The organism is Pseudonocardia sp. ICBG601, from assembly GCF_020496245.1.
Genome location: NZ_JAHLJA010000149.1, coordinates 1 through 23896 on the forward strand (window position 1 = coordinate 1; position 23896 = coordinate 23896).

At 71.4% G+C, this 23896-nt stretch carries 20 protein-coding genes, 1 tRNA gene and 1 pseudogene; 11 read left to right on the forward strand and 11 right to left on the reverse strand.

Going from position 1 to position 23896, the window contains the following annotated elements; all coding sequences use genetic code 11:
* Together KPL57_RS45710 and KPL57_RS45715 are read left to right on the forward strand one after the other, a co-directional pair.
* Positions 1-469: sensor histidine kinase (locus KPL57_RS45710; protein WP_374203874.1), on the forward strand; the 469-nt coding region annotated here is incomplete at its 5' end.
* Entirely contained in the window at positions 466-1128 is a 663-nt protein-coding gene (locus KPL57_RS45715; protein ID WP_226356571.1) for a response regulator transcription factor, read from the forward strand. The genes KPL57_RS45710 and KPL57_RS45715, both read left to right, overlap by 4 nt.
* Before the next feature lie 128 nt (positions 1129-1256).
* Here the strand turns inward: KPL57_RS45715 and KPL57_RS45720 are convergent, their stop codons facing one another.
* Both KPL57_RS45720 and KPL57_RS45725 read right to left on the reverse strand, forming a co-directional pair.
* Entirely contained in the window at positions 1257-2444 is a 1188-nt protein-coding gene (locus tag KPL57_RS45720; protein ID WP_226356572.1) for a cytochrome P450, read from the reverse strand.
* Entirely contained in the window at positions 2441-3892 is a 1452-nt protein-coding gene (locus KPL57_RS45725) for an MFS transporter (protein WP_226349882.1), read from the reverse strand. The genes KPL57_RS45720 and KPL57_RS45725 overlap by 4 nt, the downstream gene beginning before the upstream one ends.
* A gap of 74 nt (positions 3893-3966) precedes the next feature.
* On the opposite strand from KPL57_RS45725, the gene KPL57_RS45730 reads away from it, so the two are divergent.
* Complete coding sequence (locus tag KPL57_RS45730) at positions 3967-4629, forward strand: TetR/AcrR family transcriptional regulator (RefSeq protein WP_226349881.1); 663 nt, start codon at positions 3967-3969, stop codon at positions 4627-4629.
* Between the two features lie 127 nt (positions 4630-4756).
* Here the strand turns inward: KPL57_RS45730 and dapA are convergent, their stop codons facing one another.
* From dapA to KPL57_RS45745, 3 genes are all read right to left on the reverse strand, one after another.
* Positions 4757-5635: a 4-hydroxy-tetrahydrodipicolinate synthase gene (dapA, locus tag KPL57_RS45735; RefSeq protein WP_226349880.1), complete on the reverse strand. Its 879-nt coding sequence runs from the start codon at positions 5633-5635 to the stop codon at positions 4757-4759.
* A 50-nt stretch (positions 5636-5685) separates the two neighbouring features.
* Complete coding sequence (locus KPL57_RS45740) at positions 5686-7092, reverse strand: NAD(P)/FAD-dependent oxidoreductase (RefSeq protein WP_226349879.1); 1407 nt, start codon at positions 7090-7092, stop codon at positions 5686-5688.
* Between the two features lie 86 nt (positions 7093-7178).
* Positions 7179-8546, reverse strand: a complete 1368-nt coding sequence (locus KPL57_RS45745) for an MFS transporter (RefSeq protein ID WP_226349878.1) — start codon at positions 8544-8546, stop codon at positions 7179-7181.
* A 319-nt stretch (positions 8547-8865) separates the two neighbouring features.
* Here KPL57_RS45745 and KPL57_RS70780 point away from each other — a divergent pair, with 319 nt between their 5' ends.
* The gene (locus tag KPL57_RS70780) at positions 8866-10125 is read left to right on the forward strand and encodes a CdaR family transcriptional regulator (RefSeq protein ID WP_226349877.1); all 1260 of its coding nucleotides are present in this window, start codon (positions 8866-8868) and stop codon (positions 10123-10125) included.
* Between the two features lie 793 nt (positions 10126-10918).
* Positions 10919-11000: transfer RNA gene (locus tag KPL57_RS45755), tRNA-OTHER, on the forward strand.
* 120 nt (positions 11001-11120) lie between these two features.
* On the opposite strand, the gene KPL57_RS45760 is transcribed toward KPL57_RS45755, so the two are convergent.
* On the reverse strand, positions 11121-11345 hold the full coding sequence (locus KPL57_RS45760) for a hypothetical protein (protein WP_226349876.1): 225 nt from the start codon (positions 11343-11345) through the stop codon (positions 11121-11123).
* Between the two features lie 363 nt (positions 11346-11708).
* Here KPL57_RS45760 and KPL57_RS72955 point away from each other — a divergent pair, with 363 nt between their 5' ends.
* Positions 11709-12134 (forward strand): helix-turn-helix transcriptional regulator, encoded by a 426-nt coding sequence (locus KPL57_RS72955; protein ID WP_226356729.1) that lies wholly within the window; start codon positions 11709-11711, stop codon positions 12132-12134.
* Between the two features lie 60 nt (positions 12135-12194).
* Positions 12195-12488, forward strand: coding sequence for a hypothetical protein (locus KPL57_RS45770; RefSeq protein ID WP_226349874.1), 294 nt, complete (start codon positions 12195-12197; stop codon positions 12486-12488).
* A gap of 154 nt (positions 12489-12642) precedes the next feature.
* On the opposite strand, the pseudogene KPL57_RS45775 reads toward KPL57_RS45770, so the two are convergent.
* From KPL57_RS45775 to KPL57_RS45795, 5 genes and pseudogenes are all read right to left on the reverse strand, one after another.
* A pseudogene (locus KPL57_RS45775) lies at positions 12643-13983 on the reverse strand (MFS transporter).
* Positions 13980-15464: an AMP-binding protein gene (locus tag KPL57_RS45780; protein WP_226349883.1), complete on the reverse strand. Its 1485-nt coding sequence runs from the start codon at positions 15462-15464 to the stop codon at positions 13980-13982. Before KPL57_RS45780 ends, KPL57_RS45775 begins: the two are co-directional and overlap by 4 nt.
* Positions 15465-15503: 39 nt before the next feature.
* Complete coding sequence (locus KPL57_RS45785; RefSeq protein WP_226349873.1) at positions 15504-15650, reverse strand: DUF1059 domain-containing protein; 147 nt, start codon at positions 15648-15650, stop codon at positions 15504-15506.
* A 123-nt stretch (positions 15651-15773) separates the two neighbouring features.
* Positions 15774-16931, reverse strand: coding sequence for an acyl-CoA dehydrogenase family protein (locus KPL57_RS45790; RefSeq protein WP_226349872.1), 1158 nt, complete (start codon positions 16929-16931; stop codon positions 15774-15776).
* Positions 16931-18163: an acyl-CoA dehydrogenase family protein gene (locus KPL57_RS45795; RefSeq protein ID WP_226349871.1), complete on the reverse strand. Its 1233-nt coding sequence runs from the start codon at positions 18161-18163 to the stop codon at positions 16931-16933. The genes KPL57_RS45790 and KPL57_RS45795 overlap by 1 nt, the downstream gene beginning before the upstream one ends.
* 155 nt (positions 18164-18318) lie before the next feature.
* Between KPL57_RS45795 and KPL57_RS45800 the strand changes: the two genes are divergently transcribed.
* From KPL57_RS45800 to KPL57_RS45815, 4 genes are all read left to right on the forward strand, one after another.
* Positions 18319-19143 carry a mycofactocin-coupled SDR family oxidoreductase gene (locus tag KPL57_RS45800; protein WP_226349870.1) on the forward strand — a complete coding sequence of 275 codons (825 nt, stop codon included), beginning with the start codon at positions 18319-18321 and terminating at the stop codon, positions 19141-19143.
* 14 nt (positions 19144-19157) lie between these two features.
* A complete protein-coding gene (locus tag KPL57_RS45805; protein ID WP_226349869.1) occupies positions 19158-20612 on the forward strand; it encodes an aldehyde dehydrogenase in 1455 nt (484 codons plus the stop codon).
* 34 nt (positions 20613-20646) lie between these two features.
* Positions 20647-22170: a class I adenylate-forming enzyme family protein gene (locus KPL57_RS45810; protein WP_226349868.1), complete on the forward strand. Its 1524-nt coding sequence runs from the start codon at positions 20647-20649 to the stop codon at positions 22168-22170.
* Positions 22171-22283: 113 nt separating this feature from the next.
* Positions 22284-23834, forward strand: a complete 1551-nt coding sequence (locus KPL57_RS45815) for an aldehyde dehydrogenase family protein (RefSeq protein ID WP_226349867.1) — start codon at positions 22284-22286, stop codon at positions 23832-23834.
* The last annotated feature ends 62 nt before the right edge of the window (positions 23835-23896 follow it).

The window sequence follows — 23896 nt, forward strand, 5'->3', positions numbered from 1 at the left end:
CTCGTGCGGCGAGGACGACGACGTGACCCGCCCTCCCGGAACGCTCGACGCGGTGGCCGGTCTCGTCGAGGCACGCCGTGAGCTCGGTACGGAGGTCGTGCTGCGGATGCCCACGCGGTTGGCCGAGCCGGGCCCGCTGGCCCAGTTGGTCGTGCACCGCACGGTGCAGGAGGCGTTGGCCAATGCAAGCGTGCACGCACCGGGGGCGCCCTGCACGGTCGCGATCGGCCAGGAGAGCGATGGGTGGTTCACCGTGGTGGTGGCCAACGGCGTCCCGACCGGACCCGCCCCGGGACGTGGTTGGGGACTGGGGTTGGTGGGCATGACCGAACGGGCCGAACTCGTCGGCGCCGACCTGGACTACGGCCCGACACCAGAGGGCGGCTGGAGGATCCGACTGCGCGTTCCGCTCGTCGAGACGGTCGGTACGCTGCGCGCCGGCAGCGCGTCCCGGGAGAATTCTGCATGATCCGTGTCCTGATCGCCGACGACCAGCCGCTGGTTCGCACCGGCCTGGCAGCACTGCTCCGGGCCGAACCGGATGTCGATGTGGTCGGTGTTGCCCGCGACGGCGACGAGGCAGCGGCGATGGCCCACGAGCTGGTACCCGACGTGGCGTGCCTGGACATCCGTATGCCCGGGCGCAACGGAATCGAGGTGGCCCGCGAGCTGTGCTCGCCCCACGCCGACCCGCAGGTGCCGGTGCTCGTACTGACGACCTTCGACCTCGACGACTACGTGTTCGGGGCACTGGAGGCGGGCGCTTCCGGGTTCCTGCTCAAAGACTCCGAACCGGACGACATCGTGCACGCGATCCGTCAGGTCGCGGCCGGCCAGGGCACCATCGACCAGACCCTCACCCGCCGAATCCTGCGCGAGTTCGTGCACCGTCGGCGTCTACAGCCCGTGGCCGGCCGGCGGGCGGAGGATCTGTTGACCCCGCGCGAGCACGAGATCCTGCTGCTGCTGGCTCAGGGAATGTCCAATTACGACATCGCCGATGCGCTGGTCGTGGAAACGTCGACGGTGAAATCACACTTGGCCCGGATGCTACCCAAACTGGGCGTCAGCTCGCGGTTGCAAGCCGTGGTGTGGGCGTATCAGAACCACATCGTCGCCGTGCCCTGAGTGTGCGTTCTCGATCACCTCGGCGGCGGCGATCCGCTCCCGTTCGGTGTGCGAGCCGGGGCCGTGGGGCGAGGCTGGTCCCAGCCCGGCCGTCGCCGTGGGATGCCGTGATCGCAGTAGAGCCTCCGTCACCAGGCGACCGGGAGCTTCTCCAGCCCGAAGATCGCCCTGTGCCCGGCCCAGGCGACGTCGTCGCCGTCGTCGATCAGCCGCAGGTCCGGGAACCGGCGCAGCAGCGCCGGGAACGCGACCTTCATCTCCATCCGGGCCAGCGGGGCACCCAGGCAGTGGTGGATGCCGTGCCCGAAGGCGACGTGGTTGGTCGGGGGGCGGGTGATGTCGAGGTGTCCGGGTCGCTCGGTGATCTCGGGGTCGCGGTTCGCGGCGGGTAGATGGAACAGCACGAGTTCCCCCTTGCGGATCGTCGTGCCGCTGATCTCCACGTCGCGCGCGGCCAGGCGCGGCGAGCCGGAGTTGACGATCGACAGCCAGCGCAGCAGCTCCTCGACGGCTGCGGGCACGGCCTCGGGTTCGTCGCGGACGAGGGCGAGCTGCTCGGGGTGGCGCAGCAGCGCGAGGGTGCCGAGGCTGAGCATGTTGGAGGTGGTCTCGTGGCCGGCGACCAGGAGGAGGTTGGCGACGCCGACGAGCTCGGCGTCGGTGAGGGCGTCGGCGTGCTCGCGGATCAGCATGCCGATCAGGTCCTCGCCGGGGTCGCGGCGGGCGCGGTCGACGAGGTCCTGCATGTAGGCCAGCGCTTCGGCGGCGAGCGCGACTCGTTCCTGCTCACCGGTGGTCGTGTCGAGTTGGCGGGCGGTTCGGGTCTGAAACTCCTCCTGGTCGGCCGGTGGCACGCCGAGCAGCTCGCAGATGACCAGCGAGGGGATGGGTAGCGCGTAGTGGGTGACCAGGTCCGCGGGCGAGCCGGTGTGCTCGAGCGCGTCGAGGTGGTCGTCGACGATCTGCGCGATGCGCGGCTGGAGGCGGCGCATCCGGCGCACCGTGAACTCGGGGGTGAGCAGGCGGCGCAGTCGGGTGTGGTCGGGCGGGTCGAGCGAGAGGAGGTTTCCGCTGCGATCCCCGGAGAGCTGGCGGGGGTCGCGGCCCGGGGAGCCCTCCAGGTCGGCGGGGGTCCACCCGTTGCGGAAGGAGTCGGCGTCGCCGAGCATCCGGCGGACGTCGGCGTGGCGGGTCAGCATCCACGCCTGCGGGCCGAAGGGGGTCGGTACCCGGCGGAGGGGCTGGTCGCGCAGCGCCTCCGCTGCGGGGGCGGGTCCGAAGCCGGTGCGGCGCAGATCGAGCTCGGTGGTGGTCATGAGTGGTCCTCCCGGACGGAGTCGATGGCGGGGCGACGGGGGATCGCGGCGGTGATCGCGACGGCGACGAGTGCGGAGCCGGCTCCGAGCAGCATCACGACGAGGAACGCGGTCTCGGTCGGGACGGCGACGCCGCCCACGGTCGTCGTCATGCGGGCCAACAGCACACCCGCGACGGCACCGGCGGTGGACAGCCCGATGGCGCGCATCAGGTTGTTGAGGCTGTTGGCGGCCGCGGTCTGGGTGACCGGCACGGCTGCCATGACCAGCGCGGGCATGGCCCCGTAGGCGAGACCGACCCCGGAGCTGATGACGACCGAGCTGAGCACGAGCTGCCAGATCGCGGCGTGGAACGCCGCCCCCAGTCCGTACCCGGTGGCAACGACGACCGCGCCGACCATCAGTGTGGTCCGCGGCCCGCGGGCGGCACTGATCCGCGCCGACACCGGCGACATCGCCATCATGCAGAGTCCGCCGGGGGCCAGGACCAGCCCGGCGACCAGGATCGACTGCCCGAGCCCGTAGCCGGTCTCCTTCGGCAGCTGCAGCAGCTGCGGGAACACCAGCGACATCGCGAACATCGAGAAGCCGAACACGGCGGAGGCGATGTTGGTGAGCAGCAGCGGACGGCGCCGGCTGACCCGCAGGTCGATCAACGGTTCGGGGGTGCGCAGCTCGTGCAGGCAGAACAGTGCGAGTGCGAGGGCGGCGGCGCTGAGCAGCCACAGTGTCGGCGGTGCGGCCCAGCCCCAGCCGCCACCCTTGGACACGGCCAGCAGCAACGTGACCAGCGCGACCGAGAGCAGAAGGGCCCCGAGCAGGTCGAACCGGCCGCCGGTGCGCTGCGGCGACTCCGGCACCAGGCGGGCGACGAGGGTGATGACGACGGCTCCGAGCGCGGCGGCGGCCCAGAACAACGCGTGCCAGTCCGTGGCCTGCACGACCAGCGCCGACAGGGGCAGGCCCAGCGCGCCACCGACGCCGAGCGAGGCGCTCATCGTCGCGGTGCCCGACCCGACCCGCTCGGCCGGGAGCAGGTCGCGCATCAGGCTGATGCCGAGCGGGACGACACCCGCGGCCAGCCCTTGCAGCACCCGGCCCACGAGGAGCGGGACCAGCGTGGCGCTGAGCGCGGCGACGGTCGAGCCGATGACCAGCACCCCCAGGCACACCAGGAGCATGCGGCGCTTGCCGACCATGTCGGCGAGACGGCCCACGACGGGAACGGCGACGGCGCCCGCGAGCAGGGTTGCGGTGACGATCCAGGCGGTGTCGGCCGGATCGGCGCCGAGCAGCCGCGGGAACAGCGGGACCAACGGGATCACCACGGTCTGTTGCAGCGAGACCACGATGCCGGCCGCGGCGAGGACGGCGACCAACGCCGGGGCGCGTTCCCCGGGGACGGGCCCGGTCGGCGGGGAACCGGGCGTCGTGTCGGGACGAGTCATGTCACGAACGCTAAGTCAATCAGTTGACTGAAATCAAGTGCGGGTAGTTGACTGTCTGCGGAGAGGGAGGCGAGATGGACAGAGTGGACCGGCAACACGTGGACCGGGCGGGGGCGACCCGCAAACGCATCCTGGATGCGGCGGAGCGGCTCTTCGCCGAACACGGGGTGCGTGCGGTGTCCAACCGTGCCGTCGCCGAGGCGGCGGGGCAGGGCAACAACACCGTCGTCGGCTACCACTTCGGCACGAAGGCCGACCTCGTACGGGCGCTGGTCCGAAGGCACGCCGCTGCGATGGACGCGCGACGCGAGGCGATGGTGGCCGCGCTCGGTCCCGCACCGGGCGTGCGCGGCTGGGTGGACTGTCTGGTGCGCCCGGTCGCCGAGCACCTGGCCGAGCAGCGGGTGCCGACCTGGTACGCCCGGTTCGGAGCGCAGGTCATGACCGATCCCGAGTTCCGCGAGGTCATGGTGGGGGAGTCGCTCGGGTCCCGGTCGCTGACCACCGTCCTCGACGGACTGAACAGCGCGCTGCCGACGCTCCCGCCCGATGTGCGGCTCGAGCGCGGCGACATCTGCCGTCAACTGCTGGTGCACCACTTCGCGGAGCGGGAGCGGGCGCTGGCCGACGGACTGCCCACGCCGCGGTCGTCATGGGACGAGGCTGCGGACGGTCTCGTCGACGCCTTGGTGGGGATCTGGAGGGCGCCGGTGAGCAACACGATGCGGGCCGACTAGCCACGCACATGCGGCACCCGTCTGATCCCGGCCGTCGCCGGTGACGTTCCCGGACGGGTCGCGGTGCGCCGTGACCGGGTAGGGCTGCCGCCCGCGCGTGTGGACGACGGCACTGACCGTCCTCGCCTCAGAGTGCGGCGAGTCGCTTCTCGATGTGCCGTGCCTGCACCGGTGTGAGGTCGGCGACGGGGCGTCGCGGTGAGCCGACGGGGTGGCCCAGCGAGGCCAGCGCGCTCTTGATCGCGGGCATGAACGGTACCGAGATGAGCGCGTCGATCACCGGGTACACGTGCTTCCACGCCGCGAGGGCCCGGTCGTGGTCGCCGTGGCGCACCGCCCGGTAGACCGCGACGATCTCGGCCGGTACGACGTTCGCGGCGCCCGCGAGGACACCGGCCGCGCCCTCCACCAGCGAGGCGTGGATCAGGCTGTCCCAGCCGACGAACGTGGCGACGTGGTCGGCGTGGTGGTGGATGAGCTGCAGCGCCTGCTCCATGTTCGCGCTGGAGTCCTTAACGTAGCGGATGGTGTCGATCTCGCGAGCGAGAGTGCCGACGGTGTCGGGGTCGAGGTTGACTCCGGTGGCCGCGGGGATGTTGTAGAGCATGACGGGCAGATCCGTCGCCCCGGCGACCTCGCGCAGGTAGTCGACGGTCTCGGGCACGGTCAGCGGCTCGTAGTAGGGCGTCACGAGCATGGCGACGTCGGCGCCGGAGATCCGGGCCTCGTCGGTCAGCCGGATCGCCTCCGCGGTGCTGGTGGCGCCGGTCTGGGCGACCACGGGTACCCGACCCGCGGTGTGCTCCACGACGGTGTCGACGACGAGGCGTCGCTCGTCGGTGCTCAGCGCGGCGAACTCGCCGGTGGAGCCGCAGGCCACGAGGCCGTCGACACCCCCGTCGATCGAGCGGTCGACGAGGAACCGGAGTGCGTCGACGTCGACGGCGCCGTCGGCGTCGAAAGGGGTGGCGAGCGCGGTGAGGACGCCCTGCAGGTGCTGGGTCATGTCGATTTCTCCTGACGGTGGACGGTGTGGACGGATGCCGGTGGTCGGTCTCAGGACGCGACGGCGGAGGCGACGACCGGCGCCTCCGCACGGCGTCCGCCGCGGGTCTGACGTTCGGTCGCGAGGACGCCGGCGGCCTCCTGCGCGGCGGTGAAGCCGGAGGAGACGGCGGTCTCGGTGTAGAGCGTGCCGAGGTAGTCGCCGGCCAGGAACACGCGTTCGGCCGGTCGGGTGAGGGCCGCTTGCAGGGCACCGCGCCCCGGGAAGCAGTACGGGGCTCCGGTGGGCCAGCGCTGGACGTGGGCCTCGGAGATGACGTCCGCGGAGCCGGGCAGCACCTGATCGAGATCGCGGGTGTAGATGTCGAGGATCTCGTCGTCGGACCGGTCGAGGAGGGTGCGGGCCAGGCCGGCGGGGGAGAACGTCATCAGGCTGCCGCCCGGCCGGCGGTGGGTGGTCTCGGCGCCGCGGGCGATGTTGCCCATGTTGAGGGCGACGTTGAACGACCGCTTGGGTGTGGCGATTCCGTAGGCACCGTCCCACGGGCGAGGACCGGTCTCGTCGGTCAGGAACGCGGCGCTGACGTAGGGCCCGTAGACGATCTTCGACAGCGCCTCTCGAACGTCACCGGGCAGGTCCACGCCGACGCGGTGCGCGACCGGTGCGGGCGCGGCGAGGACGACGGTGCGGCCCTCGACCTCGTGGTCGACCCCGTCGCAGGTGTAGCGGACGACGACCGATTCGCGGCGGTGCACGACCTCTTGGACGTGGGCGCCGAGTCGGATCCGGTCACGCATCGACGCGGCGATGGTCTCGGTGAGCACGGACGGGCCGCCGGAGATGCTGCGGTCCAGGCCCTGGCCGATGTTCCAGACCAGGCTGAAGTAGCCGATCCCGGCGCCGGCGGCCAGCTCGTCGGGGTCGGCGGCCGAACGCGTGACGGTGGGCCGGAACAGGGCCTCGGCGTCCTCGGGCAATGAGCCGGTGTACTCGGCGAAGGTCCGGTCGTTCTCGAAGGCGTAGATGCGCTCCTGCCGGGCCCGGGGGCTCTCGCCGGGGCGGACGGAGACTGCGCGGGCGTAGCGCAGGACGTCGAGACCGACCCTGGCGCCGGCACGGACCAGGGCGATCCGTGACGCGATCGACATCGGGATGCGCACCGGGTAGCTCTCGACCCGGCCCTTGAGCAGGAGCTTGCCGTTCATCGCGAGCCCCGTGAGCGAACCCGGCACTTTCACCGAGCCGACACCGGTCTCGCCCAGCAGGGCCGCGGTCGCGGTGTTCGCCCCGGCGAAGACGTGCCCACCCCAGTTGAGGAAGTACGGTCCACGCCGTTCCGAGCGGATCCGCCCCCCAACCCTGTCGCCGGACTCCAGCACCACGGTGTCCCAGTGGCGCAGGCGCCAGGCCGCCGCCAGACCGGACAAGCCGGCTCCGACGATCACTACGTCCTTCACGTCGTACTCCTCGTGTGCTGTTACGGGCGGAACGGTTCTCGCGGTGCGGGGGTTCGAACTGGCCCCGGGGGACCGGGTCGACCGGGTCAGGACGACGGTGCGTCGGAGGAGCTGACCGCGGACCGTGCCCGGGAGTCCGCGGCGCCGAGCGCGGCCGCCTCGCCCAGACCGAGGTCGCGGGTCTCGGGTGCCCAGAGCCAGGACACGACCAGCCCCAGCAGCGTGATCACCGCACCGATGAGCATCGTGGGGCCGATCCCGAGACCGGACAGCGACAGCGGGACGAGGAACGTCCCGACAGCTGCTCCGATCCGCGACAGCGACGAGGCCAGACCCACCGCGGCGCCTCGGATCTCGGTCGGGAACAGCTCGTTCGGGTAGATCCACTGGAGGATCTGGGAGCCACCGATGAACACGGCGTAGGCGACGAACAGACCCATGACCACAAGGGTGGGGGCGTCCGGGAAGATGCCGAGCAGCAGCATCGCCAGGCCGGCCCACAGGAAGCTGTGGATGATCAGCGACCGGCGGCCCATCCGGTTCACCAGAAGCAACGAGACCACGCAGCCGACCATGAACATCACGGTGATGACGGCCGCGCCGATCGTGTCCGCGCCCTCCTCCAGGCTCAGTGCCCCGAGGATCTTCGGGCCGAACGCGTAGATGGCGAACAGCGGGACGATCGAGCACGTCCAGAACAGCGTGATGAACAGCATCCGCTTGCCGTAGCCGGCCCGGAGCAGGGCACCGATCCGCAGGTTCTCCTGGACCTCGGGCTCGATGTCGTCGACCGAGGCGTCCGGGCCGAAGACCTTCTTCATGACGGCCGTGGCCTCCTCGGTGCGCCCCTTCTTCAGCAGCCACCGCGGCGACTCCGGCGTGCCGATCCGGCAGAGCACGATGATCAGGCCCGGGAGCGCGGCGCTCGCGAGCATCCAGCGCCAGCCGTCCTCGTGGGCCAGCAGCAGCTCGCCGACCAGGTAGGCCGCGGCCGCCCCGACGAACCACATGGTGACGAACGCGCCCAGCAGCGGACCGCGGTACTTCCGCGGCGAGAACTCCGCGAGCAGGGACGTGGCGATCGGGTAGTCGGCGCCGACGGCGACGCCGACGAGCAGCCTCATGACGATCAGCCAGAACGCGTCGGTGACGAAGAACTGCAGGGCCGAGAAGACGATGATCGCGATGAGGTCGATCGTGAACAGCAGATGCCGTCCGAAGATATCGGTCAGCCACCCGCCGACGAACGCCCCGAGGAAGATGCCGATCAGCGCGGCGGCACCGACCAGACCCTCCTCGGACGGGGTGAGGCCCAGCGTCGGTGAAGCCTGGACGAGGGCGACACCGATGATCGACAGCACGTAGCCGTCGAGGAACGGTCCGCCCGACGAGAACAGCGCAAGCTTCTTGTGGAAGCGGGACAACGGCGCGTCTTCGAGCACATTGTGGGACATCGGGACTCCGGATTCGGGTGCCGTGCCGCGACTGTGCGGCAACGCTCCGCGTGGCCAGCGGCGCGTACCGACGACGGTGTCAGCGAGAGCGCGGTGGCGGCTTCCGGCCACCGTCCGAACCTCGGACCCTTCACTCCGACACGGTGTCGGATGCAGCTCTATGAACTGATGATCCGTCTCACCGCGCCGCCGTCGCCTACCGTTGACCCCTCTGCTGGGGGCGCATACCTTCGGACGCTCGAACGCCGACGCACCGATGTGACCGGGGGACTGACGTGACCACCGACCTTGCGGTCGTCACCCGCGGCCCCGTCCGCCGGTGACGGCCCCGCGAGCCCGGGGACCGGGAGGCCCGGACCTGCCGACCGGGGCGGTGGCCGACGGCCTCCAGCAGGTCGTCGACGCGCTCGCGGCGAGATTGGGCCGGTCGGTCGCGGTCGACGACGGCCGGGGCCGTCTGGTCGCCGTCAGCCGGCACTTCGGTGACGAGGACGACATGCGTGTCCACGCACTCATCCAGCGCGAGTCGGACCCGCGGGTCATGGCGCACTTCCGCGCCCATGGCATCTACGACTGGCGTGCGCCGGGACGGACCCCGGCGGCTCCGGACTTCGGCTTCAAAGCCCGTGTCGTCTGTCCCGCGCGGGCGCACGGCATCCCCTTCGGCCACCTGTTCCTCATCGACGACGGAGTGCAGGAGTGGGAGGTCGACCTCGCCGCGGCGGCCGCCGCCGAGGTCGGGCTGCTGATGTACCGGCGGCTGGTGATCCACGAGCAGGACGGCCGGCGGCGTGGGGAGCTCGTCCGTGACCTCGTCGCGCCCGCCGCCGCTACGCGTGCCCTCGCCCGCACTGCGCTGGGTGCCGAGCTCGGCGTCGAGGGGACCGCGCCGGTCGTCACGCTGGTGGTCGACGTTGCCGAGGCCGGGCACGAGACGGACGTGTGTGAGTCGGGTCTGGCCGCGGGAGTGGAGCGGGCCGCCCGCGACCACGGGATCTCACGCCCCCTGCTGTCCGTGGTGGCGACCAGGGCCGTCCTCGTCCTGACCGGCGAGGCGACCATGACGGGGACGCCCCGCTCCGTGGCCACCCAGGCGGTCGCGGAGGCGGCGAGGCTCTGCCGGAGCCGGGTCGTCGCGGGCCTCGGGAGATCCGGTGTGGGGACCGATGCCACCGTCGACTCCTACGACGTCGCCCTGCTGACCGTGCGCGCGGCGACAATGCTCCCCGCACTCGGCGACATCGTCGGCGAGGACGACCTGGGGGTCTTCGCCGTCCTGCTGCGCCTACCCGACGACGAACTCCGACCGTCGCTGTATCCGGGTCCGCTGCGCAATCTGCTCGCCCACGAGTCGGGGCCCGGCCTGGCGGAGACGCTGGAGGTCTACCTCGACGAGGGCTGCGAGGCGACCCGGACCGCCGCGCGCCTACAGATCCACCGATCGACGCTGTACTACCGACTCGGGCGGATCGAGTCGTTGTCCGGGGTCTCGATGCAGGACGGGAACGGGCGGTTGGCGCTGCACATGGGCACCAAGCTGCGACGCATCGTCGAGGCCCGCAGCGGCGGGCGGACCTGAGACCGACACCCGTCCCGACGGCTCGTCCGTACCGTGAGACGGGATGCGTGGGCGCGCGGAGCTCCCCGGTCCGGAACGGGAAACTCCGGATGATCGTCCGGCGTCCGACCTGGATCTGATCGAGCAGCTGCGGCGGAGCCAGAGCCAGAGCCAGCATGTTCACGAATGGTCATGGCCGTCGCACGTGCGGTGGAGCTGGGCGCCTGCGGTGGCAGGAGATCAGCAGGACACCGAACGGTACCCGCCGCCGGGTCTACCAGGATCAGCGTGCCGTGGGCACAACGGGCGACGACGAGTCCGCCGTCGGTCACCACCAGGGTCGATGATCAAACGCGCGCACGGCAGTGTCCACAGCGTCGCGCAGATGGCTAGGACCCCGACGCGGACGGGTCCGATCCCACGAACCGGGACCAGCAACTCGTCGCCCAGGAGTGCCACCCGCGCTCCACGACCCGGTGCGACCGGGCGGCGCTGCGATCAGGTGGGCGGAGCGGCACTCCCAGATCTCGATCATGCGCCCCTCGGTCGCCGTGTCGCGCGGCCCGCCCTCCGCCGGGCCCGCGGTCACCCCGGAGAGGAAGAGCTGTTTGCCGACCTGTTGGCCCTGGTCGACGGTCACGCCGAGGGCCAGCGGCGGCCGATTCGGCATTCGAACGACAGCGATCTGTCCGATCGGCGATGAGCGGCGTGAAGACTCATTGACCGGTTGGCTGGAGCAATCGTGGAGCAAGGCCCCTGCACGGGGCTGAATCCAACGACATCAAACCGCACCGTAACGCACCACCTGGCCTGCAAGGACGTGCGTTTCCCCTGGTCAGGGTCACCGTGAAAAGACCCTGGGGGTCAAGGGGTCGCAGGTTCAAATCCTGTCGTCCCGACGGTCGAACTGGGGCGGTTTCTCCTGTCGGAGGGGCCGCCCTTTTCGCTGTCTGCCTGGGGATACTCAGTACTTCGATACTCACAACGGTGATCTTCGGGTGCGATCGCCTACGGGGTCATTCCATGATCGAACCCCCGTTGTGTGCGCCCTGTGTGTGCGAGGGGTATTCGGTATGTGCGCCGAACGCCTCGCGGGCCCGCGCCGCAGCACGCGCCTCGGCCTCGGCCGCGTCGAGCGCGTCCTGCATCGCGTCCACGGCCTCCCCGGTTACGTCGGCGGTCAGGTAGGAGCACACGTCCGAGGTGATCGAGACGGCGCTGTAGCGCAGGGTCTGGCTCACGATCGGCAGGAGGACTCCCTCCCCCCCCCGCGATCATCATTGACGTCGCGAGGTGCCGCAGTTCATGCACCCGCACCCGGGGGAGTCCCGCCGCGTCGGTGAGCGCCCGGAACTTCCGCAGTACGTACTCCGGGCGCAGCGGCGCGCCGTTCTCCCGGGCGAACACCAGGTCGTGACCGGCAGAGGCCTCGCCCCATCGCGCCCGGTCGCGGTCGTGCCGTTCACGCTGACGCCGCAGCGCCTCTACAGCCCGCGCGCGTTGCGCCGGGCCGCCCCGAGGGTTCCTCCCGCGCGGGCGTGGATCGTCGAGGCCTTGTCGTCGGTGAGGAGCGGGCCCGGCTGGCCCGGACCCTGGGCGCGCACGTGTTCGCCGAGCGGGCCCGCCGCGGGTGGACCCAGGCCCGGCTCTCCGAGCTGTCGGGTGTGGGGGTCGGGCTGATCGCTGACCTGGAGAACAGGCGGGCGCGTCCGTCGGATCGGACGACGGCCCGGCTGGCCGCGGCGTTCGCCTCGGACGGCGACGACCTGGCCCGCGCGGTTGAGGGCCCGTCCGTCGCCATCCACACACGGCGTAGTCAACCAGTGCCAGACCGGATCGCCAGATCAGTACGGTCGCCGGATGATCCTCGCCGCCGAGGCCGCCACCTCCGCCACCTCCGCCACCTCCGCCACCACACCCCTGTGGGTCACGGTCCTGACTCCGACCCTGACGCTCGTCGGTGTCCTGTGGACCCAGCGTGCGGCGGACCGTCGGGCCGATCGCGACGCCGAGCGTCGTATCGAGCATGAGCGCGAGCGTGCCCTTGTAGAGCGAGTCCACGTTCTGTACGCGGACCTGCTGAGAAAGCCATGGAGCTTCTCGAATCCGCTTCTGAGGGCATTGGCAGCTTCAATCGGACCTACATTGACTTCGTTGCCCTCCAGATTCAGGCCCAAGCGCTCGGTGAACCGTCTGTTGCTTCGATGGCAGGGGTCTTCTTCTCGAAGACCAACGAGCTGGATGAAGCTCGTCGTTCTGTCGATCATGGAAAGCTGCCGCCTGCCTGGGAGGCTGCTCTCGATTCGGCAGTAGACCACCAAACTGCCCTTATCGAGGTTATCCGGCGAGAGCTGGCGGTCCGTCCTACCCGTCTTGCCCGTTGAGCTTGTCGATAAACGAGCCGAACGAGTCCATGTCGTACTCGCGCCTGGCATCGAACCTGCACCCCGGACCGATGGCAACCCTCCATCGAACCCCGGCACGTCGACGGTCGTCGTCGACGTGCCGGAGAACGCGCCCGGCGCCCGTGACCCCTCGTCAGGGCGCGGGCACCGTGCCCTGACGACCCCCGGCGGAGGCCCCGGAGGTGGCGGTGACCATCTCGACGTGCCGGGTGTCGGGCAGGCCGAGCGTGCACAGCGCACTGACCAGGGCCAGGAACGCCAGGTAGAAGCCGATGGCCATGCTCCCGTAGGACGCGACGAGCGCGGTGGCGACCAGCGGTGTCACCGCGCCGCCCAGCACCCCGGCGAGGTTGTAGGCCAGTCCTGCTCCGGTGTAGCGGTACTGCGCGCTGAACAGCTCGGGGAGCATCGCCCCGACCGGCCCGTAGGCGAATCCGACCACCCCGAGCACCAGGCACATCCCGAGCCCGAACGACCAGACGGTGCCGATGTCGAGAACGGGGAAGGCGATCAGCCCGACGACCACGGAGGCGAGGTTCCCGGTGAGCACGAGTCGCCTGCGCCCTCGCCGGTCCGAGGCCACCGCACCGATGATCGTGGTGACGGCGAAGACGGCACCGCCGATGATGCCCAGTGCGAGCACCGTCGTCCGCGGGTGCTCCAGCACCGCGGTCCCGTACGTGGTCAGGTAGGTCACGCCGATGTAGAAGAACGCGAAGACGGTCGTCGTGACGAACGCGCCGAGGAACACCTCACGCGGCTGGCGGGTGACCGCCTCGAGGACCGGCAGCTTCGCCACCGAGCCGGACGCCTTCGTCGCCTCGAACGCGTCCGACTCCTCGATTCGGAGCCGGACGAACAGTCCCACCCCGATCAGCAGGGCGCTCCCGATGAAGGGCAGACGCCAGCCCCAGGCGAGGAACGCCTCGTCCGACATGGTCAGTGCGGTGACCAGGAAGGTGGCGCTGGCGAGGGAGAACGCGACCGACGGCCCCAGCTGGGGGTACAGCGCGTACTTCCCGCGCTGGGCCTTGGGGGCGTTCTCCGCGGTGAGCAGCGTCGCCCCCGCCCACTCGCCGCCGACCGCGAGGCCCTACAGGATCCGCAGGACCACCAGCAGGATCGGTGCGAGGGCGCCGATCGCGCCGGTCGAGGGCAGCAGCCCGATCGCGACGGTCGACGCCCCCATGAGCAGCAACGTCGTGACCAGGGTGCGCTTGCGACCGATCCGGTCGCCGAAGTGTCCGAACAGGACCGACCCGAACGGTCGGGCGACGAACGCGACGCCGAAGGTGGCCAGTGCCAGCAGGGTTCCCTCGGCCGCCCCCAGCTCGGGGAAGAAGACCTTGTTGAACACCAGCGCCGCGGCGGTGCCGTAGATGAAGAAGTCGTAGAACTCGATCACGGTGCCGGTCATGCTCGCGAAGGCGACACGGCTCATCGGGTTGCGCTGCGTCGCGCCGGTGGAGGTCATGGTCTGGGCTCCGTAGGGATCGTCACCGCGTGGAGGTCACCGTGGTCGGCGTGGGCCGGGACGGTCGCGAGCTGCTCTCCGGAGCCGAGCTCGTCGATCGCGATCCGGCGCATGCGGAACTTCTGGATCTTTCCGCTCGCGGTGGTGGGGAAGGAGTCGGTCAGGCGCCACAGCGCCGGGATCTTGGACCGGCTGATGCGGCCCGTGCAGAACTCGACGAGCTCGGATACGGCGGGTTCGGAGCCGGGGTTCGGCCGGACCCAGGCCATGACCTGCTCCCCGTAGTAGTCGTGCGGGACGCCGATCACCTGGGCGTCGCTGACCCCCGGATGGCCGCGCAGTACCTCCTCGATCTCGCCGGGGTGGATGTTCTCCCCGCCGCGGATGATGACGTCCTTGATCCGTCCCACCACGGTCACGACCCCCCGCTCGTCCATGACGGCCAGGTCGCCGGTGCGCATCCAGCCCGCCGGATCGATCGCCTCGGCGGTCGCCGCGTCGTCCGCCCAGTAGCCGCGCATGACGCCGTAGCCGCGGGTGTACTGCTCGCCGGGTGTCCCGACGGGCACGACCCGGCCGGTGGCGGGGTCGACGATCGTGACCTCGACGTGCGGGGTCGGCCGTCCGACGGTGTGGTCCCGCACGTCCGGCGGGTCCTCGGGCAGCGTCTGGGTGGAGATCGGCGAGGTCTCGGTCATGCCGCACACGGTGGACAGCCGCGGGACGTGCAGCCGGTCGCGGATCGAGGCCAGCAGCTCCGGCGGGCACGGTGCGCCCCCGATCAGCCCGCCACGCAGCGAGCCGACGTCCGAGCCGGCCAGGTCCGGGTGTTCGAGCAGCGCGCGGAACATGGTCGGCACGCCGTAGACGGCCGTGCACCGCTCGGCGACGATGCTCCGCAGGGTCCGCCGGGCGTCGAAGGGCCCCCCGGGCAGGACCAGCGTCGCACCGTGCGAGCCAGCACCCAGCGTGCCGAGCACCATCCCGAAACAGTGGAACAGCGGTACCGGCACACAGATCCGGTCCTGCTCGGAGAACCCGGCCTGCGCACCGACGAGGTGGCCGTTGTTGAGCAGGTTGTGGTGGGTCAGGGTGGCGCCCTTGGGCCGGCCGGTCGTGCCCGAGGTGAACTGGATCGCCACCGGGTCGCCGGGATCGACCCGCCGCTCGGCCTCCGCGACCCCGGTGGGCTCCGCGGCGTCGAACTCGGCCCAGTCCCGCTCGAAGGTCACCGCACCCTGCAGCTCGGGGCAGGTCGTCGCGACGTCGGCGACCAGCTCGGCGCAGTCGGTCCCGCGGTACCGCGCGGCGTGGAAGAGCAACCGGGTGCCCGAGTGCCGCAGCGCCTGGCCGAGCTCGGCCCGCTCGTAGGTCGGGTTCAGCGCGACGAGTACCGCGCCGATGCGCGCCGCCGCGTACTGCAGGACGACCCACTCGTGGCGGTTCGCCGCCCACACCCCGACCCGGTCGCCGTGGCCGATGCCGCGGGCGTTCGGCGGCCCGCGGACCGATCGGGACCGTCAGTACGCGATGAAGAGGATCTCGTCGCGGCTGTACTCGTGGCCGGGGTGGAACTCGGCGAGATGTTCCTGGGTCAGGCGGACCAGGTCGTCCTCGTCGGTACCGGTGATCCGGGCCCCGCAGGGGCAGGTCAGGTTTCGCTTCATGGTCGTCCCATCGTGACGTGACATCGGTCCACCGCGGATGCCGGCGGACGCCCGATCCCGGTCCGGGCGCCTCGCCCGGGGGAGCGGACGCCGGTTCCACCGGGTGTCCACGGTGCACCCTGCTCAGCTGTCGGCGCCACCGGGCGCCGGGGAGAGCCGCGCGTAGCGCGACCGGTGGTCGTCGGCGGTGCCGAACTCGCGTTCGACGACGGTCAGCCGGGTGAAGTGATGGCCGATGGCGAGCTCCTGGGTCATCCCCATCCCACCGTGGAGCTGGACCGCGTTCTGACCGACGAAGCGTGCCGCCCGGGCGACGGTGACCTTCGCCGCGGACACCGCGCGGGCGCGCTCGGCGGGCGGTGCTTCCAGGCGCAGCGTGGCGAGGTAGGTCGCCGACACCGCCTGTTCGAGCTCGAGGTACATGTCGACCATGCGGTGCTGCAGGGCCTGGAACGAGCCGATCGGCTGACCGAACTGGCGGCGTTCCTTGGTGTAGGCGACGGTGTCGGCCAGCACCGTCCGCAGGGAGCCGACGGCCTCCGCGCAGACGGCCGCGACCGCCTCGTCCAGCGCGGGGGACAGCACGGTCCAGCCCTGTCCCTCGTCGCCGAGCAGCGCATCGGGCGGGAGCCGGACGCCGTCGAGCTCGAGGTCGGCCGCGTGCCGGTCGTCGATCGTGCGGTAGGGGTGCACGCGCATCCCGGCCGGCGGCGCGGCCGCGTCGAACGGTACGGCGAACAGGGAGATGCCGTCCTCGTCGCGACGGTCCCCGGCGGTGCGGGCGCTCAGCAGCAGGTGCGTGGCGTGCGGTGCGCCGACGACGACGGCCTTGGCCCCGTCCAGCACCCAGTCCCCGCCGTCGCGGCGGGCGGTCATCGTGACGTCGTGCGCGGTGTGGCCCGATCCCGGTTCGAGCAGGGCGGGCGCGATCCGGGCCCCGCCCGAGGCGAGGGCCGTGAGGAGCGGAGCGGCGTCCACCCGCCGGAGCACGCCGCCGCCGAGCACCACGCTCTCCACGTAGGGCTCCAGGACCCGGGCCCGGCCCAGCTCCTCGGCGATGACCATCGTCTCGACCGGGCCGCCGCCGGAGCCGCCCACGCTCTCGGGCAGCGCCGCGCCGAGGATGCCCAGCTCGTCGGCGAAGGCCCGCCACAGCTCGGGCCGGTGACCGGCGTCGGAGCCGAGGGCCGTGCGGCTGGTCGCGATGTCGTGCCGGTCGGCGAGGAAGCCGGCGAGCGCGTCGCGCAGCAGGGTCTGCTCCGCGGTGAGGGTGAAGTCCATCAGAGTCCCAGAGCTGCCTTCGCGATGATGTTCCGCTGGATCTCGTTGCTGCCGGCGTAGATGGAGCCGGCCCGGTCGTTCAGGTAGCGCAGCGGCGCGACCGCCTGCCAGGCCTCGCCCCCGACGTAGCCGTCGGCCGGTGGTGCGAATTCGGAGACCGCGCCGCCCGGGCTGGTCGCGTGCGGCTGGTAGGCCCGGCCCCGTGGCCCGGCCGCCTCCAGCAGCAGCTCGGTGAGGGTCTGGCTCAGCTCCGTCGCCAGGATCTTCAGCATCGACGAGGCCGTGCCCGGGTTGCCGCCCGCGGCCACGGTCGACAGCACCCGGAACTCCAGGACCTCGAGCACGTCGATCCGGATGCGGGCGTCCGCCAGCCTGTCGGCGAACACCGGCGAGTCGATCAGCGGTCGCCCGTCGGCACCGGGCTGGGTGCTCGCCGCGCGGGCCACCTGCTCGGCCATGACCTGCAGGCCGGGCGCGGCGGCCACCCCGCCGCGCTCGAACTCGAGCAGGTACTTCGCCACCGTCCAGCCGTCGTCGATGCGGCCGATCACGTTGGTCTTGGGCACCCGGACCCGGTCGAAGAACTCCTGGTTCTGCACGACCTCCCCCGAGGTCATGACGAGCGGGCGGACCTCGATGCCCGGCGAGGTCATGTCGATCAGGAGGAAGGTGATGCCCTGCTGCTTTCTGCCAGTACGGCTGGTCCGCACCAGGCAGAACATCCAGTTGGCCTCGTGCGCGTGCGTGGTCCAGATCTTGCTCCCGCTGCACACGAGGTGGTCGCCGTCGTCCTCGGCCGTCATCGACAACGAGGCCAGGTCGGAGCCCGACTCGGGCTCGGAGTAGCCCTGGCAGAAGAAGATCTCGCCGCTGAGGATCCGCGGCAGGAAGTATGCCTTCTGCTCCGGGGTCCCGAACTCGACGAGCACGTGGGCCACCTGGGAGATCCCCATCGGTGACAGGGGCGGCGCCCCGGCGAGCACGGACTCGCGGGTGAACAGGTAGTGCTGGGCGACCGACCAGTCGCAGCCGCCGTGCTCGACCGGCCACGCCGGGGCGGCCCAGCCGCGTTCGTGCAGGATCGCCTGCCACCTCATGCTCGCATCGTGATCGGCGTACACGCTGGTCATCAGGCTGCCGGCGCGCCGCAGGTCCGGTGTGAGCCGCTCGTCGAGGAACGCCCGGACCTCGTCCCGGAACGCCAGATCCTCCTCCGACCACCGAAGATCCATGTCTGTGCCACTCCCGCCGCCGTGCCGTCGGCCGGAAGCTAACACGTGTGGACAACGCTCACCTAATGCCAATAGGCTGCGGCTCGTTCGCGGTGACGGGGCCGTGGTCGAACCGGACCCCGGCCGTCCCCCCCCCGGCATGAGGGAGCACTTCCATGGGCAGGCTCGACGGCAAGGTCGTGTTCATCACCGGAGCGGCACGGGGGCAGGGACGGTCCCACGCCGTCCGGTTCGCGGAGGAGGGGGCCGCGGTCGTCGCGGTCGACATCTGCGAGCAGATCCCGACCGTCTTCTACCCGATGGCCACCAAGGACGACCTCGACGAGACCGTCTCGCTCGTCGAGGCCGTGGGTGGCCGGATCGTCGCCCGCGTCGCCGACGTCCGTGACCGCGCGGCACTCCAGGACGCCCACGACGCGGGTGTGCAGGAGTTCGGCCACATCGACACCGTCCTGCCGAACGCCGGGATCATGCCGGTGATCAACGAGGGCGAGCAGCGTCAGGCCTGGTTCGACGGGATCGACACCCTGCTCACCGGGGTCTGGCACACCATGGAGGTCTGCCTGCCGGGGATGGTCGAGCGGGGCCGCGGCGGTTCGGTCCAGATCACCAGCTCCGCGGCCGGGCTCTCCGCGATCGGGCTGAGCACGGTCCCCGGGCAGGCCGCCTACTCGGCCGCGAAGCACGGCGTCGTCGGGCTGATGCGGCTCTACGCGTCCCAGCTGGCGAAGCACTCGATCCGGGTGAACACGGTGCACCCCACCGGCGTGAACACCCCGATGGTCGTCAACGAGCCCTACGGCGCGTTCACGGAGGCGTTCCCCGAGATCGCGGGCAGCCCGAACTACCAGAACCCCATGCCGGTCCCCCTCGTCGAGCCGGTCGACATCAGCAATGCGCTGGTCTACCTGGCCTCGGACGAGGGCCGGTACGTGACCGGGGTGACCTTCCCGGTCGACGCCGGCTACCTGAACCGCTGAAGGGACACATGCTCATGGACGTGCGGAACGAACTGCTGATCGACGGGGAATGGCGGAAGCCGGCGTCGCCGGTGCGGATCCCCGTCATCTCGCCCTCCACCGACGAGGTCATCGGTGAGGCGCCCGATGCGAACGCCGACGACGTCGACGCGGCCGTGCGGGCCGCCCGCCGCTCGTTCGACGAGGGCGTGTGGCGGCACCTCCCGATGGCCGACCGGGTCGACGTGCTCGCACGCGCGATCGACCTCATCGAGCCGAGGCTGGACGAGATCGGGCGACTGGTCACCGCGGAAATGGGGCTGCCGAGCACCTTCGCCGCCATGCAGATCCCCGGCGCCCTCGGCGTCGGCAGGTTCTTCCTGGACGTCGCGCGCGGCAGCAGCCTGACCGAGCTCCGCACGACGATGCACGGACCGGCCGCCGTCATCAAGGAGCCGGTCGGCGTCGTCGCCTCGATCGCGCCGTGGAACGGCCCGTTCAACATGGCCGTCTCCAAGCTCTGGCCCGCCCTGGTCAGCGGCTGCAGCGTCGTCTACAAGCCCGCTCCGGAGACCCCGCTCGACGGGTTCTTCATCGCCGAGGCGCTGACCGAGGCCGGGGTCCCGGCCGGGGTCTTCAACTACATCACCGGGGACCGCGACGCGGGCCGCGCCCTCGTCGCACACCCGGGTGTGGACAAGGTCAGCTTCACCGGGTCGACGGCGGCCGGGCGCCAGATCGGCAGGGAGTGCGGTGGCAGCTTCAAGCGGCTGCAGCTCGAGCTCGGCGGCAAGTCCGCCGCGATCGTGCTCGACGACGCCGACCTCACCACCACGATGACCGGGCTCGCCACGGGGTCGTTCTTCAACACCGGCCAGGTCTGTGCCGCCTACAGCCGGGTCCTGGTCCCGGGCAACCGCTACGACGAGGTCGTCGGCGCCCTGGTCGCGACCGCCGAGTCGTTCGTGGTCGGTGACCCGTTCGACCCCGCCACCACGATGGGCCCACTGGTGTCGAAGCGGCAGCAGGAACGGGTGCTGGGCTACATCGAGACCGGCCGGGCCGAGGGGGCCACCGTGGCCACCGGCGGTGGCGTGCCGGCCGGCATGGACACGGGGGCCTACATCCAGCCCACCGTCTTCACCGGGGTCGAGAACGGGATGCGGATCGCCCAGGAGGAGATCTTCGGGCCGGTCGCGTCGGTCATCCGGTACGACACGCTCGACGAGGCGATCGCGATCGCGAACGACTCGGAGTACGGCCTGCACGGCGCCGTCTTCACCGCGGACCCGGAGCGGGCCGCGCACGTCGCGCGCCGGGTCCGGACGGGCACGTTCAGCGTCAACTCCTTCACCTACAACACCGAGGCGCCGTTCGGCGGGATGAAGTGCTCGGGGGTCGGTCGCGACACCGGTCCGGAGGCCATCGACTCCTACTACGAGCTGAAGGCCGTGAACCTCACCGAGGAGACGGCGCCGCTCTTCTCCTGACCCACCCGTCCACCACGACTCCTGGAGAACGATCGTGAGCGGTACCGTCGTCGATGCCCTGACCTGGTGGGCCCGCACCGTCCCGCACCATCCCGTCATCGACTTCGACGGCGACGTCGTCACCTACGCCGAGCTGGACTCGTGGTCGGACGGGGTCGCGACCGGGCTGCGCGAGCGCGGGATCGGGCGCGGTGACCGCGTCGGGATCGTGGGGGCGAACAGCCTCGAGTGGTGCGTGGCCGCCGTCGCCGCCTGGAAGACCGGTGCGGTGGCCTGCGGCTTCAACCAGCGGTTCCGGGCCGGTGAGCTGGCTGCACTCGTCTCCCTGTGCGAGCCGGCCGCGGTGTTCGGTGCCACCGAGCAGCTCGACGTGCTGCACGAGGTGCGCGACTCGGGCGCGGAGTTCACCGTGCTCGACCTCGGGGAGGTCGTCGGTGCGGCGCGTGGCGTCGCCCATCCGCCGGTGGGGGCCTTCGACGCCGACCCGGACGACCCCACGGCCATCGTGTTCACCAGCGGGACGACCGGCACCCCCAAGGGGGTGGTGTTCACCCACCGCACGATCGCCGGGGTCGTGCACGAGTGGTCGCTCGGCGAGCCGGTGGCACCGAACGACCTGCGCGTGCTGCTCGTCCTGCCGATGTTCACCGCGGCGGGGGTGATCTGGGGGCTCGCGCGCAGCGTCGTGCAGGGCGGCACGATGCACCTGCAGCCGCGGTTCGACCCGCCCCGGGCGCTGGAGGTCCTGCGCGACGCCCGGATCACCACCTTCACCGGCCCGCCGATCCTGTTCGAACAGGTGGCCGGGGTCGCCGGTTTCGCCGACACCCGCCTGGACCACCTCACGACGGCCTGGGTCGGTGGTGCGCGGGTCCCGGTCCCGCTGCTGGAGCGGTGGCGTCCCCGGGGTGTGGCGCTGCGCCAGATCTACGGTCAGACCGAGATCGGCGGAACGGCCACGGCCATGTCCGCCGAGGGGGCCGCACGGCACCCGGACCGGTGCGGCTGGGGCGGCCCCCTCACCCGGGTACGGGTCGTGGACCTGGAGGGGCGGGACTGCGCACCCGGTGAGGTCGGCGAGATCCTCCTGCGCGGTCCCGGGATGTTCCCCGGCTACTGGCGCAACGAGGAGGCGACCGAGCAGGCCCTGCGGGGCGGCTGGCTGCACACCGGAGACCTCGGCACGCTCGACGAGCAGGGGCTGCTCGCCTACGTGGACCGGATCGGCGAGATGATCAACTCCGGCGGCCTGAAGATCTCCCCGGCGGAGCTCGAGACGGTCATCGCCCAGGTGCCGGGGGTCGGGGAGGTCGCGGTCGTGCCCGTGCCCGACGCGAAGTTCGGCGAGACGCCGGCGGCGGTCGTGTGCGCCGACGGCGAGCTCGACCCGGCCGGTCTGGTGGCGTTCTGCAACGAGCGGCTGGCCGACTACAAGGTGCCCCGGTACGTGATCGCGCACGACGGCCCGTTGCCGCGCATGGCCAGCGGCAAGATCGCCAAGCGGGACCTGCGGGCGGCCTACGCCGACGCGCCCGCGCGGTTTCCCCGGGTGCGCTGAACGACCCGTGTCGCGACAGGTGTCGAGTCGTTACAGATGACGTAATCTGTCTCATCGATACCGAGCTGGGTGCCGCGGGCAGCCGGCCGAGGACACGGACTCGAAGGAGAGCCATGAGCGCGACGACCGAGCGGGACCCCCGGTCCACCGCCCACGCGGGTGCCGAGCGCGAGGTGCGGTGCCCGGCCGACGGCCGGGTCGTCGGCACCGTCTCGTGGCAGGGCGCCGACGACGTCGTCGCCGTGGCCCGGGACCTGCGTGCGGCGCAGCCCGCGTGGGAGGCACTCGGGCCGCGGGAGCGCAGCCGGCACCTGCGGCGCTGGCTGGACTGGCTGCTCGACAACGAGCGGCGGGTGATCGGCCTCGTCCAGGCCGAGACCGGCAAGTCGTGGTCCGACAGCGCGGTCGAGATGCAGGTGGCCGTCGACGTCATCAACTACTTCACCGGCAACGCGGAGAGGTTCCTGGCCGACCGCAGGGTCGCCCCGGCGGGTCTCCCCAACAAGGTCCGCCGGCTGCGGGTCCGCCACCGCCCCTACCAGCTCGTCGGGCTCATCACGCCGTGGAACGGCCCGCTCGCCGGGCCCATGATGGACGTGGTGGGCGCCCTGGTCGCCGGCGCCGCGGTGCTGAGCAAGCCCTCCGAGGTCACCCCGCTCACCTGGGCCGCCGCGGTCGAGGGGTGGAACGAGATCGGCGGGCCCCCGGTCCTGGCGTGCGTCATCGGCGACGGCACCGTGGGAGCCGCGGTCGTCGAGCAGGTGGACATGGTCATGTTCACCGGGTCCGTGGCCACCGGGCGGCGGATCGCGGCCCGGGCGGGCGAGCGGCTCATCCCGTGCAGCCTGGAGCTGGGCGGGAAGGACCCGATGATCGTGCTCGCCGACGCCGACCTCGAACGTGCCGCGGGCGGTGCGGTGTGGGGCGCGATGATGAACGGTGGCCAGGCCTGCATCTCGGTCGAGCGGGTCTACGTCGAGGCTCCTGTCCACGACGAGTTCGTCGCGAAGGTCGTCGAGAAGGTCCGCGCGATCCGCCAGGGCATGGACGCCCCCGGGGCCTTCGCCACCGAGATCGGCTCGATGGTGACCCCCGCCCAGCTGGAGGTCGTCGAGCGGCACGTCGCCGACGCCGTCGCCAAGGGCGCGCGGGTGCTCGTCGGTGGGCGGCGCGGAGCGGGGGAGGGCAGCTACTTCGAACCGACCGTGCTGGTCGACGTGGACCACTCGATGGACTGCATGCGCGAGGAGACCTTCGGCCCGACCCTGCCGATCATGAAGGTCGCCGACGAGCACGAGGCGCTGCGGATGGCCAACGACTCCGACTTCGGGCTGTCGTCCAGCCTGTGGACCCGGGACCGGCGCCGGGCGGACCGGCTCTCCCGGCTCATCGAGGCCGGGTCGGTCTCGATCAACAACGCACTCGTCGCCGTGTTCCAGATGCCGGTCCCGATGGGCGGCTGGAAGCAGTCCGGGCTCGGCACCCGCTTCGGCGGCGCCGAGGGCGTCCTGAAGTACTGCCGGCGCCAGTCGGTCGTCTCGGAACGCATCGAGCTCACGGCCGAGCTCAACTGGTTCCCGGTCGTGCCGGCCCGTTCGGAGCTGATGGGCAGGATCGTGCGGTTCCTCGGGGCCCACGACTGGAAGCGCCGCCTGGGGCGGTGAACCCGTGCTGCCGGGTGGTCGCGCGGCGACCACCCGGCAGCACGGAGGCCGCGGACCGTGCA